The 13,357-nt window shown below is 46.6% G+C and carries 10 protein-coding genes; 9 read left to right on the forward strand and 1 reads right to left on the reverse strand.

Features of this window, described 5'->3' with window-relative positions; translation table 11 throughout:
• Window positions 1-107 precede the first annotated feature (107 nt).
• The 9 genes from AACV12_RS15085 to AACV12_RS15125 all read left to right on the forward strand — a co-directional run bounded on the left by AACV12_RS15085 (window position 108) and on the right by AACV12_RS15125 (window position 11,308).
• Entirely contained in the window at window positions 108-1,553 is a 1,446-nt protein-coding gene (locus AACV12_RS15085) for a YfcC family protein (protein WP_026027156.1), read from the forward strand.
• 843 nt (window positions 1,554-2,396) lie between these two features.
• Window positions 2,397-3,620, forward strand: a complete 1,224-nt coding sequence (arcA, locus tag AACV12_RS15090) for an arginine deiminase (RefSeq protein ID WP_017046788.1) — start codon at window positions 2,397-2,399, stop codon at window positions 3,618-3,620.
• 73 nt (window positions 3,621-3,693) lie between these two features.
• On the forward strand, window positions 3,694-4,605 hold the full coding sequence (gene arcC, locus AACV12_RS15095; RefSeq protein WP_013855827.1) for a carbamate kinase: 912 nt from the start codon (window positions 3,694-3,696) through the stop codon (window positions 4,603-4,605).
• Between the two features lie 115 nt (window positions 4,606-4,720).
• Window positions 4,721-5,731, forward strand: coding sequence for an ornithine carbamoyltransferase (locus tag AACV12_RS15100; RefSeq protein WP_013855826.1), 1,011 nt, complete (start codon window positions 4,721-4,723; stop codon window positions 5,729-5,731).
• 468 nt (window positions 5,732-6,199) lie between these two features.
• Window positions 6,200-7,129, forward strand: a complete 930-nt coding sequence (gene pyrB, locus AACV12_RS15105; protein WP_017042200.1) for an aspartate carbamoyltransferase — start codon at window positions 6,200-6,202, stop codon at window positions 7,127-7,129.
• Between the two features lie 15 nt (window positions 7,130-7,144).
• Window positions 7,145-7,609, forward strand: a complete 465-nt coding sequence (gene pyrI / locus AACV12_RS15110; protein ID WP_017042201.1) for an aspartate carbamoyltransferase regulatory subunit — start codon at window positions 7,145-7,147, stop codon at window positions 7,607-7,609.
• A gap of 408 nt (window positions 7,610-8,017) precedes the next feature.
• The gene (locus AACV12_RS15115; protein WP_088718009.1) at window positions 8,018-8,476 is read left to right on the forward strand and encodes an arginine repressor; all 459 of its coding nucleotides are present in this window, start codon (window positions 8,018-8,020) and stop codon (window positions 8,474-8,476) included.
• A 160-nt stretch (window positions 8,477-8,636) separates the two neighbouring features.
• On the forward strand, window positions 8,637-10,439 hold the full coding sequence (locus AACV12_RS15120) for a protein-disulfide reductase DsbD (RefSeq protein ID WP_170900656.1): 1,803 nt from the start codon (window positions 8,637-8,639) through the stop codon (window positions 10,437-10,439).
• 239 nt (window positions 10,440-10,678) lie between these two features.
• Complete coding sequence (locus AACV12_RS15125) at window positions 10,679-11,308, forward strand: response regulator transcription factor (protein WP_013855820.1); 630 nt, start codon at window positions 10,679-10,681, stop codon at window positions 11,306-11,308.
• A gap of 4 nt (window positions 11,309-11,312) precedes the next feature.
• On the opposite strand, the gene AACV12_RS15130 is transcribed toward AACV12_RS15125, so the two are convergent.
• Window positions 11,313-13,058: a potassium/proton antiporter gene (locus tag AACV12_RS15130; protein WP_013855819.1), complete on the reverse strand. Its 1,746-nt coding sequence runs from the start codon at window positions 13,056-13,058 to the stop codon at window positions 11,313-11,315.
• Window positions 13,059-13,357: the final 299 nt, after the last annotated feature.

The following is a 13,357-nucleotide window of genomic DNA, read 5'->3' on the forward strand; positions in this document are numbered from 1 at the left end:
TTCTTTCACCCCTAGTAGATAATATTTTAATGGGCTGGAAGACTGAAGAACATTAGCCGCTGAACACACTCAGAATCTCGTTGTTCTCTGAGTGTAAGGAGATCGCTATGACAACCCAAACTGTATCCACGGAACCTAAAGGTGGCTTCTTTGCTAACTTTAAGTTTCCTTCCGCTTACACCATCCTTTTCATTCTAATTGCTCTTGTGGCCCTTTTAACCTGGATTGTGCCTGCAGGTCAGTATCAGCGCACCATGAATGAAGAACTGGGCAAAGAAGTGCCTATTGCGGGAACTTATCAACACGCAGAAGGTAACCCACAAGGGGTGATCGATGTGTTGATGGCACCGATTGACGGCTTTTATGACCACAACAGCTACGAAGCTGCCGCGATTGACGTGTCTCTGTTCATTTTGGTCATTGGTGGCTTTTTGGGCCTAGTGACCAAAACAGGTGCGATTGATGCGGGCATTGAACGCGTAACAGCGCGGCTTGAAGGGCGTGAAGAGTTGATGATACCCATCCTGATGGCGCTGTTTGCCGCAGGCGGTACGATTTACGGTATGGCGGAAGAATCCTTACCTTTCTACACCTTACTCGTACCTGTGATGATGGCCGCTCGTTTTGACCCACTGGTTGCCGCCGCTACCGTACTGCTTGGCGCGGGTATCGGTACGCTGGGCTCCACTATCAACCCGTTTGCCACCGTAATTGCGGCCAACGCAGCGGGCATTCCGTTTACTGATGGCATCATGTTGCGCTTAGCAATGTTAGCTGTCGGTTGGGTTATCTGTGTACTGTACGTGATGCGCTACGCGAAAATGGTGCAAGCAGATCAAAGCAAATCGATTGTGTACGACAAGTACGAAGAGAACAAAGCTCACTTCCTTGGCAACCAAAGTGGAGAGAAACTCGAATTCACCGCCACCCGCAAAGTTATTTTGACCATTTTCGCGGCCGCTTTTGGCGTGATGATTTATGGGGTATCTGTTGCTGGATGGTGGATGGCTGAGATCTCAGCGATGTTCTTGGGTGCAACCATCATTATCGGTTTAATTGCTCGTATGAGTGAAGAGGAATTCACCACCAGCTTTATTGATGGTGCACGAGACCTATTAGGCGTAGCGCTGATCATTGGTATCGCACGCGGCATTGTGGTGATCATGGACCGCGGGATGATCACCGACACTATTTTGTTCTCAGCCGAGCAAATGGTTACTGGCCTTTCATCCGTCATTTTTATTAACGTAATGTATTTACTGGAAATTCTTCTCTCTTTCCTTGTACCTTCGTCTTCTGGCCTTGCGGTATTAACCATGCCCATCATGGCTCCATTGGCTGACTTTGCAGGCGTTGGCCGCGACCTTGTCGTCACGGCTTACCAATCGGCTTCAGGGATAGTCAACCTCATCACGCCAACCTCTGCGGTAGTGATGGGCGGCTTAGCAATTGCTCGTGTACCTTATGTTCGCTGGGTGAAATGGGTCGCACCACTGTTAGGCATATTGTGCGTATTCATTATGCTATCTCTCAGCCTAGGTGCGATGCTATAGCGCCAAACTGATGAACGATATGTCGTAGGTAAAAACCGCGCCACACCCTTTAAAAGCCGCATGATTGCGGCTTTTTTATTGGCAGGCCGACTTAGGCTCATTGGCTGCGCAGCTACCCAGTTCTAAACATGATACGTTAGCCAAATCAGGAAGTGATGGCTTTCAACGTCGTTAGATAACCATTAGTTTTGATGGCTATTTTTTTATAGCAATCGGCTGGGATAAATAACCACTTTTGGTGACTAAATAAAACGCGGCCTATATTCCTTTATCACCAAATTCAGATCGCCTGCTATTTCATCTCTCATTTTCCGTCCTCTATTACGCCCATTCAGACAAAACATCTACATTAGAAAGCCTGCGTGAGATCAAGTTTTATTAAGAAAGTTATGTTAACACAGCCCATTTCTTCGACTCACATTCAACTATATACCCTTTTCAAGTGCATATTCTTAACCAATTCGATGAATTATCGATGTGTTTTTGGTGCATAAAATTCCCAACCAAAATACCGAGCCTATATGGAGTAGTGCTGCGTGAGATTTAAATTGAATGAACATCCATAAAAAAAGCAGTAATAAATATGACACTCACAATATAAACACTGCATAAACATTGTTAAAAAACTATTATTTTCGCCGAATTTCAATATAAATCATTCTGTGATGGACCTCTAAGAACATATACAGACCAAGGGTAATATTAATTGCAGAACAAAGAAGTGAATAAATAAATTCATACTGAATTCCCTACAGAAATAATTATGTATTTATCCAGAACAAGTTGAATTTAATGTCAAAAATATAACGGCATAAATGCATATAAATTAAGAGAGATACTATTATGAGTAAGTTATATGTTGGTTCTGAAATTGGTCAATTACGTCGAGTTCTTGTTCACCGCCCAAGACGCTCACTCACTCACTTAACACCATCCAACTGTCACGACCTTTTGTTTGATGATGTATTGGCCGTAGAGCGTGCGGGGAAAGAGCATGATGCATTCACACAAACGCTACGTGACCAAGGTGTTGAAGTTTTACTGCTGACCGATCTATTAGCCGACACGCTAGCGGTTCCCGTCGCAAAAGAGTGGCTGCTTACTCAACAAGTATCGGATTACCGCCTTGGCAAAACATTTGCGAATGACGTGCGCTGCTACCTCAGCGATCTGCCAAACCTTGAATTGGCAAAAATCCTGACAGGTGGTTTGTCTTACGCTGAAATGCCAATGAAATCCTCTTCAATGATGCAAGGCTTGCATGCACCAACCGATTTCATCATTGAACCACTGCCAAACCATCTCTTTACTCGCGATACGTCTTGCTGGGTATACGGTGGCGTGTCAATCAACCCGATGGCAAAACCTGCACGTCAACGTGAAACCAACCATGTGCGTGCGATTTACCGCTGGCATCCAAGCTTTGCGGGCCAAGACTTCATTAAATACTTCGGTGATGACGAGAGCATTAATTACGATAATTCAACCATTGAAGGTGGCGACGTTCTTGTGATTGGCAAAGGTGCAGTACTGATTGGTATGTCTGAGCGCACCACAGCGCAAGGTGTTGAACACTTAGCTGCGGGCCTATTTAAACATGGCCAAGCGAAGCAAATCATTGCGATGGAACTACCAAAACACCGCTCTTGCATGCACTTAGATACCGTCATGACACACATGCGTGAAGACACCTTTTCTGTTTACCCAGAAGTGGTACGCAAAGATGTGAAATGCTGGAGCCTCACAGGCGATGAGTCTGGTGCCGTAAACGTGAAAGAAGAAGGTTACTTCGTTACCGCCATCGAAAAAGCACTTGGCGTTGACAAGCTCAACCTAATCACAACGGGCGGTGACAACTTCAACGCAGAACGTGAACAGTGGAACGATGCAAACAATGTCCTAACCGTCAAACCTGGCGTAGTGATTGGCTATGAAGGCAACACCTATACCAATGAAAAATACGACAAAGCAGGCATCACTGTTCTGTCTATTCCTGGTGACGAATTGGGCCGTGGCCGTGGCGGTGCACGCTGCATGAGCTGCCCAATTGAGCGTGACGGTATCTAGCCCTTAGGTTAATCAAATGGGTTGAGGCAAATTTCCTCTGCACGCCTCAACCCACCTTAGAAGAGATAGAATTATGAGCAAACAAACTGTTGTTGTTGCATTAGGTGGAAACGCGCTACTTCGTCGTGGTCAGCCATTAGAAGCAGATGTTCAACGTCGCAACATTGAAATTGCAGTCAAAACCATTTCCGAAATAGCCAAACACTATAACGTGGTGCTGGTGCATGGCAATGGCCCTCAAGTTGGCCTACTAGCACTACAAGGTCTCGAATACAAAAAAGTAGCGCCGTACCCACTCGACGTATTGGGCAGTGAAACTCAAGGGATGATTGGCTACATGTTGATGCAAGAGTTCAAAAACATGCTGCCTGAACGCAACATTTCGTGCATGTTGACCCAAATGATGGTCGACCCGAAAGACCCTGCCTTTGCCAACCCAACCAAACCGATTGGCCCAGTTTATCAAGAAGCAGAAGCGCGTGAATTGGCTGAGAAATACCACTGGACAGTCAAGCCCGACGGCCAATACTTCCGCCGTGTGGTTCCGAGCCCTCAACCGATAGGCATCGTCGAACATGATGCGATTTCCCAGCTTATCAGTGCTGGTCATTTAGTGATTTGCACCGGTGGTGGCGGTATTCCAGTCAAACGTGAAAACGGCAAATTAGTCGGTGTAGAAGCAGTGATCGACAAAGACATGTCTGCTGCCTTTCTTGCCAAACAATTGAACGCCGACGCGCTGCTCATTTTGACCGATGCTGACGCCGTTTACCTTGATTGGGGTAAACCAACCCAACATGCGCTGCGCAGCACAACGCCAAGCGAGCTTGCCAACTATCAATTTGATGCTGGTTCTATGGGGCCAAAAATTGAAGCCTCGTGCGAATTCATTCAACAAGGCGGGAAAGTCGTTGGGATCGGCGCGTTAGAAGATGGCCTACGCATCTTAGAAGGCACAGCAGGCACCAATATTACGCGTGACTAACACATTGTTTTTAAAATCTATTTTATAAACCGAATCTGTTTTTAACTTTAAACAAATAGTAACGCTTTCTTCCACCCTCTCATCAGAAGCAAGCGTTGCAAATGAGGAAAAGATCATGGCTTTTAACTTACGCAATCGTAACTTTCTAAAACTTCTTGATTTCACTCCACGCGAAATCCAGCACCTATTGGATCTATCACTTGAGCTGAAAAAAGCCAAATACAACGGTTATGAGCAGCCTCGTCTCAAAGGCAAAAACATTGCACTTATCTTTGAAAAAACCTCAACTCGCACTCGCTGTGCATTCGAAGTAGCAGCGTTTGACCAAGGTGCTCAAGTCTCCTACTTAGGCCCATCAGGTTCACAAATTGGCCACAAAGAATCGATGAAAGATACCGCGCGCGTCTTAGGCCGCATGTATGACGGCATCGAATATCGCGGCTTTGGTCAAGAGATCGTTGAAGAGCTTGGTGCCTACGCTGGCGTACCAGTATGGAACGGCTTAACTGACGAATTCCACCCAACACAAATTTTGGCTGATTTCCTTACCATGATCGAACATGGCCGTGGCAAACGCCTCCATGAAATGAAATTTGCCTACCTCGGTGATGCACGCAACAACATGGGTAACTCCTTGATGGTGGGCGCTGCGAAAATGGGCATGGACATTCGCCTTGTTGCACCAAAAGCGTTCTGGCCAACCGAAGAATTAGTCGCGGAATGTCGCACTATTGCAAAGCAAACAGGCGCGAAAATTACGCTCACAGATGATGTTCAAGAAGGCGTTCAAGGTTGTGATTTCCTTTACACCGATGTTTGGGTATCGATGGGCGAAGCGAAAGAAGCATGGGCAGAGCGCATTGAATTGATGCTACCTTACCAAGTGAATATGGCGATGTTAAAAGCCACTGGTAACCCACATGTGAAATTCATGCACTGCTTGCCTGCTTTCCACGGCGAAGATACCACCGTTGGCAAAGAGCTTGCGAAAAACTACCCAGTGCTTGCCAAAGGCGTTGAAGTGACCGATGAAGTGATTGAATCTGAGCATTCCATCGTGTTCGATGAAGCTGAAAACCGCATGCACACCATCAAGGCCGTGATGGTGGCCACCTTAGGTAACTAACTTAGGGTAGCTAACTTAGGTAACGAATAGTAGATAATGAATGTAGACGATGAATCGTCTACTTCATCTCTTTGATGTTGAATCGATGCGAGCTTGAATAAAGCTCGCATTTTTTTTCAGTCAATAACACTCACAAATCGCGCTTATGCTTTAGCTGTGAACGCGTAGTAAATAACATCGAAATCAAGCTAATTTCGCATAAAAATCCATTTTCTGGATATTTTCCAAAGAGTATTGCCAGCGTGTTTTTTGTCCGTATAATCCTTCGCAATTTGTCTAAACGGAGCAGAAAATGAACCGCAGCACTCCCCATCAACGCCATCCATTACACCCGGCGCCGGTCGAGTTAGCTGTTTTTTTTTTCTGTTCTGAACGTTATTGAAGCCTCCTATTTTAGGGGGCTTTTTTTTAAGCAAAATTTCGCAAAGGCTAGTAGCCAAAGCGAACCATACAGAGGGAAGACACGTTATGGCGCATTCGTTATTTAACAAGCACATCATTTCCATTCCAGAACTGAGCCGCGCGGAACTGGAGCTGATTGTTGAAACTGCAACAAGGCTTAAAGCGGAACCAAACCCTGAACTTCTCAAAAATAAAGTGGTGGCAAGCTGCTTCTTTGAACCTTCTACACGTACCCGTTTGTCGTTTGAAACGGCAGTGCAGCGCCTAGGCGGCACAGTGATTGGTTTTGATAATGGCGGCAATACGTCACTTGCCAAGAAAGGGGAAACCTTAGCTGACTCGGTGCAAGTTATTTCCTCTTATGTCGATGCATTTGTCATGCGCCACCCACAAGAAGGCGCTGCACGTTTAGCCTCTGAGTTTTCCAACGGCGTTCCCGTAGTCAACGGTGGCGATGGTGCTAACCAGCATCCCACTCAAACCTTGCTCGATCTGTTTTCCATTTATGAAACGCAAGGCAGGCTCGATAACCTTAACGTCGCGTTCGTCGGCGACTTAAAATATGGCCGCACCGTCCATTCGCTCACCCAAGCCTTATCGAAATTCAACAATGTACGTTTCTTTTTTATCGCCCCAGAAGTGCTGGCGATGCCAGATTACATTTGCGAAGAGCTCTCAGAGGCTGGCATTGCGTTTAGTTTGCACGCCAGCATTGAAGAGGTCGTGCCTGAACTGGATGTGCTGTACATGACGCGCGTACAAAAAGAGCGCTTTGATGCATCCGAATACGCACATATGAAATCGGCTTACATCTTAACCGCAGAAACATTAAAAGAAGCGCGCCACAATTTAAAAGTGCTGCACCCACTGCCTCGGGTCGATGAAATCACCACCGATGTCGATAAAACACCTTACGCCTACTATTTCCAACAAGCCGAAAACGGCGTTTATGCGCGTGAAGCTTTATTAGCCCTTGTTCTTAACCCAACCTTATAAGTAGGAGATAACATCATGGTAAAAGAGACCCAATTGCAAGTTGAAGCGATTCGTAACGGTAGCGTGATTGACCATATCCCTGCCAACCTTGGGATCAAAATTCTCTCTTTGTTTAAGTTAAATGAAACCAATCAACGTGTGACGATTGGCCTAAACCTACCCTCTTCTGCGTTAGGTAATAAAGATCTGATTAAAATAGAAAACCTTTATCTCACCAAAGAGCAAGCGAACCAATTAGCACTGTATGCCCCGAAAGCCACCGTCAATCAAATTGAAGAGTATAAAGTGGTCAACAAACTGACCCTCACTTTGCCAGAGCGAATTGACAGCGTATTTCGTTGCCCAAACAGCAACTGCATCTCTCATGGCGAGCCTGTCGAGAGCCGCTTTAAAGTGCAGCTCAAACAAGAGAATGTGCATCTCAAATGCCACTATTGTGAGAAAGTATTCTCGCGCGAAATCATGACTGAACGTTGCTAAAACAGCACTAAGCGCGCATCCATCGCGTTTACAGCCCTGCCAGCCTCCAGCGTCCTAACTCGGCGCTGGACCAACTTACGAATCTTGCATATTTCCGTGCATATTATTCCATCAAATCAACATAAAACGCCAAAAATCAATCGGTAATCTAGTTTATTATTTGGTGATCCCCCGCAAAAAGCGACACATTGATTAATGTTAAGCTACAGGCATCAATAATAATCCCCCACCACTTATAGAGGGGAAAAGAGCAATGCTCAACCGTTGCGCCATTGGCGTCAAACATAACGTGAACTCACACTCTATGGCTTTGGGAGTGTGCTGGCATGGTAAGGATCACCGATACCCCAGACGCAGTAGCGTGTATAAAAGGAACCGCCCGTGAACAGAAAAATCCCCCACGGCGCAATGCAAACCGATGACAAAACGTTAGCTTCCGCTTGTAAAAAAATCCTACAACAACAAAGTTTTGCTAACCAAAATGAGCTACGACTCAGGCTAATAGAGCTCGGCTACGAAGGCATTAGCCAATCCACTGTGTCACGCTTGCTTTCCCAACTTGGTGTGGTGAAAGTGCAAAATGCGTGCGGCAAAAAAGTGTACTGCATTACGGTCGAAACCGCGCCAGTGCGTGTTGAGTCATCTATCGCCTCACAAATTGAGTTTATCACTCACAATCAATCCACTGTGGTGGTAAAAACTCATCCTGGAAGTGCTCAATTGGTCGCGCGATTGGTTGATATTGATCCCCACACTGAGATTTTAGGAACGGTCGGTGGTAATGACACTGTGCTTATTATTCCCAAAGACATCAATAATATTGAAGCGTGTGAAGCGGTGGTGAAAACTCGCCTAGGTGTCGCTTAACCCCCATCGCCCAGCCAAGTGAGGTCCACAACCTCACTTGGCTTTTCTCGCTTCACTGCCTCATCAGCGACGATTTTTCCATCACTGTGAAACTTATTGCGCCGAAAAGCGGTCTGATTGGGTTAAGATGACACTCACCTAATGAAGACTCGATTTTTGTATGCGCCTACTCTTTTCCTTTGTACTGCTAGCTCTGCTGACACTTTCCCAACCTGCGTTGGCGGTCTTCGGCAATGACAATCCATTCAATAGTGGTAACAACCTCGGTTTGGCCTCAGCCGACAATCAATTTGTCCCAGTTGACCAAGCGTTTCCTTTTCATGCCGAGCAGCAAGGTAAGCAGGTCTTCTTAGATTGGCAGGTCAAGCAGGGCTATTACCTCTACCAAGATCGGATCAGTATCAGCGCCGAAAATGCACAGCTTGGTGAAATCGAGATGCTCGATGGTCAGCCATATCACGATGAATTTTTTGGTGATGTGAAGATTTATACTGAGCCACTGTTTGTCGACGTACCGCTCCTCAGTGCAGCAGCGAACGCCAAATTAATTATCCAGTACCAAGGGTGTGCAAAAGCGGGCTTTTGCTATCCACCAGAAACGCGAATTATCGACCTTCAAGCTGTGGCAAGCGATACTCGCTCTGACAACAACACGGCGGCCAATGTAGCGAAAAGCGAAACAGATTCGCCAAAAGCGCCCGTGGCTGAACAAGACGGGCTAGCAAGCCGCCTCGCCGATTCTTGGTGGACACCGCTGCTCTTTTTAGCACTTGGCGTTGGCCTAGCCTTTACCCCTTGTGTACTCCCTATGTACCCGATCCTCACCAGTATCGTGCTTGGCCGTGGCCAACTTTCACCACGGCGCGCGTTGATTTTATCGTTTATTTACGTGCAAGGTATGGCGCTCACTTATACCGTACTTGGCCTAGTCGTCGCTTCGGCTGGGTTACAATTTCAAGCCGCGATGCAGCACCCTTATGTACTGATTGGCCTCAGTACCCTATTTGTGCTACTCGCCCTGTCGATGTTTGGCGTTTATACCTTGCAACTGCCAAGCAAAGTGCAGACGTGGCTAAACAGCCTGAGTAATAAGCAGCAAGGCGGGAACAGTCTTGGCGTGTTTGCCATGGGCGCGATTTCCGGTTTGGTTTGCTCACCGTGCACCACCGCGCCTCTTTCTGGCGCGCTGCTGTATGTCGCGCAAAGTGGCGACCTATTCACAGGGGCGATTGCACTGTATGCCTTAGCTATGGGCATGGGGATTCCGCTGATTTTGGTCGCCGTATTTGGTAACAAACTACTCCCCAAAGCCGGTGGCTGGATGGAGAGAGTCAAAACACTATTTGGCTTTATTTTACTGGCTGCGCCGATCTTCTTACTTGAACGCTTATTGCCACCAGTGTGGTCGACAGCGCTCTGGTCTGCGCTTGGGATCGTCGCGTTTGGTTGGCTCTATCATTGTAAAAACAGCTTGCCGTTTGGTGGCTGGAAACAGAGCATGGTTGGCATTATTGCGGTATTGGGTCTGTTTGCTTCAGCGCAACCTGCACTGGATGTGTGGTTTAAGCCAGAACAAACCAACCTAGCAAGCCGTAGCCATGTCGAGTTCATTCGGGTGAATAATATTGCTGAGCTCAACTTGCAGTTGAGCCAAGCCAAATTAGCAGGTAAACCCGTCATGCTCGATTTCTACGCCGACTGGTGCGTGGCGTGTAAAGAGTTTGAAAAGTACACTTTCCATCAGCAAGAGGTCGCGCAGAAACTGCAAAACTTTGTGCTATTGCAAGCGGACGTCACCAAAAATCAGCCACAAGATATTGAGCTGCTCAAGGCGATGAACGTGCTAGGGTTACCGACGATTGATTTTTGGAATGCGCAAGGTGAACGCGTTTCAAACGCACGTATCAGCGGTTTTATGCCAGCCGATCGCTTTTTAGCACACCTCATCGCCCACCAGCTTTAAGGTACCCGTTATTGCCGCCTGTTTGAGCAAGCCATTGCAACAGTCGGCAATAATGGCGCGTGAACACCATCACTTCTTCTCGAACCGCCTGACATACACCACTCTCAGATCAGGCTCAGTCACTACTCAGTATCAGACAAAAAGTGGATACAGTTCAGACTTTTAGCGTATAAAGATTGTTCAGTGAGAAATCGCGGTCAATAATCGATTTAACGACATTGCTAAAAGTGTAAAACGTCATGGATTCGACCTACACCATCATCATTGCTGACGACCACCCTCTGTTTCGCAATGCGCTATTTCAATCGGTGCATATGGCGATAAGCGGTGCCAATTTATTGGAAGCGGATTCGCTAGATGCCCTGTTAGCCTTATTAACCAAACAGAGCGATGTGGATTTGCTGCTGTTGGATCTCAAAATGCCAGGCGCAAATGGGATGTCAGGGCTGATTCACTTGCGAGCCGAATACCCTGATTTACCGATTGTGGTGATTTCAGCCAGTGAAGAACCTTCAGTGGTGGCGCAAGTAAAAAGCCACGGTGCCTTTGGTTTTATTCCTAAATCGAGTGACATGCGCGCGCTGATCTCGGCGCTCAATCAAGTCCTAGCCGGTGACCCATTTTTCCCTGAAGGGCTAATTGCCAATCACGCCGCATGTAATGATTTAACCAAGAAAATTGCCGCCTTAACCCCACAACAATACAAAGTATTAGGCATGCTCTCTGATGGGCTACTCAACAAACAAATCGCCTATGAGCTTAATGTTTCTGAGGCGACCATCAAAGCGCACATGACGGCTATTTTCCGTAAACTTGGGGTTAAAAACCGTACCCAAGCAGTAATTTTACTCAATGAGTTGGGCGAGTAGTCGGCTACTCGCTCGCTTCATCTAACGTCTCTTCTAAAGGTAATCGCAAACCGACTTTGGTTGCTTGCCAATCGGCCACGTCCGCCACGACCAGATACAGACCTTGCCATTCAAAATGGTCACCCAGTACTTGTGTGGCTCCGAGCTCTTGGATCAGCAAATCGTTGAGCGTCATCTCTTGATTGAGGTGTTCAATCGTCAAACCATAATAAGCAGCAACGTCAACGAGTTTTGCATCCACATCCAAAAAGAAGTCACCAAAGAAGCGCTCTAACGAGGCTTTTTCTGGCGCTTCACTAAATAGGTTGCTCAGTGATTCGAGATCTTTCTCCTGTGCTAACACGCACAAGACATCGCCCTCTTGCAACTTGGTGCTGCCCGATGGGTGAAGCAGTTGCTCGTCACGAAACACAGCGGTAATACGTGTTCCTTCAGGCATTGAGAGATTGCGTAATGGCTCACCAATACACCATTTATCTTGTTTGAGTTTATAGACCAACATTTCCCATTCGCTGCACGGGTATATCTCAACACCGGTACGTGAAATTGGCTCAGGTTTGGGCGGTAGTTCAACGCGAGCCAAAGCGGCCGCTTTCATTAAGGTTCCCCCTTGTACCACTAGCGACACCATCACCACGAAGAAGGCTAAGTTGAAATAGAGCTGCGCATTCGGCAAACCGGCCATCATTGGGAAAACCGCTAAAATAATGGGTACAGCGCCGCGCAGTCCAACCCAAGAGATAAACCACTTTTCACGCGCAGTAAATGCTTTGAATGGCAATAAACCAATCCATACAGAAATGGGGCGCGCAAACAAAATCATACCAAAAGCGAGCGCAAAGCCCGGCACCGCAATGGTCAGCAATTCAGAAGGTGTGACCAATAACCCAAGCACCAAGAACATACCAATTTGGCTAAGCCACGTCATCCCATCCAGTACGTTCAGAATGGAATAGCGGCAACGAGTCGGTTTATTGCCCAGCAATAAACCCGTCAAGTAGATGGATAGAATACCACTGCCGCCGAGTGAATTGGACAGCGCAAAGATAATCAAACCGCCACTGATGGCCAAAATGGAGTAGAGCCCTTCTGGAAGTTGATTGCTATTAATCAGCTTCCAGAGCAGCCAACCTCCGGCTAATCCAAATAAAGCCCCGAGGCCAAATTGCTGGATAAAACTCAGCAGCAAGAATCCTGCGCTGAGATCATCGCCTTGGCTACCCAGTACCGCAATTAATGTCACGGTTAAAAACACCGCCATTGGATCGTTAGTGCCCGATTCAATCTCTAACGTTGAACCGACGCGCTCATTCAAGCTTCTCCCTTTAAGCAGGGAAAAAACCGCCGCCGCATCGGTTGAGCCAACAATCGCTCCCACCAAAATACCTTGCAGCAATTCCAAATTAAACAGCCACGCCGCCATCAAGCCGGTGAGAATGGTGGTGATCGCCACCCCAAACGTCGCTAACGAGACTGACGGCCAAAAGGCAATCCGAAAACTGGCAACACGGGTACGCATGCCGCCATCCAATAAGATGATGGCAAGCGCTAAGTTACTGACTAAATAAGCAATCGGATAATTATCAAATAAGATGCCACCGGGGCCATCCTCCCCAGCCAACATACCCACCAATAAAAAAACGAGCAGAATAGGAATTCCTAACTTAGAAGAGACTGGACTTAACAACACACTTAATGCAATCAGCAAAGCACCTACGAGAAAAAAACCATTGATAGCGATTGCATCCATATTCCTTCCTTATTGATTTAATTATTATTGATTGAATAACCAACATAAATTCGCGTTCCATTGTGCCTTAGTTTAATCCGTTTTTAAGACAACTTTATGTAAACATTGATCGTTTTTATCGCGGCATGAATAACCAACCACATAAAAAATCGTTAACTCGCCATGAGCGATTTTCCAATCAAGAGCTTATGATCTTATACTTTTGGCTAATTTAACATTTACTCAACATAAGAAAGACCTTCTAAATTGAGGAATTTCATTTAGTTACAATGAATTGAAAAAAACAACCTCCCGACTAA

Origin of the sequence: Vibrio sp. 2-2(8), from assembly GCF_963888495.1 — a bacterium.
Classification (GTDB): Bacteria; Pseudomonadota; Gammaproteobacteria; order Enterobacterales; family Vibrionaceae; genus Vibrio; species Vibrio anguillarum.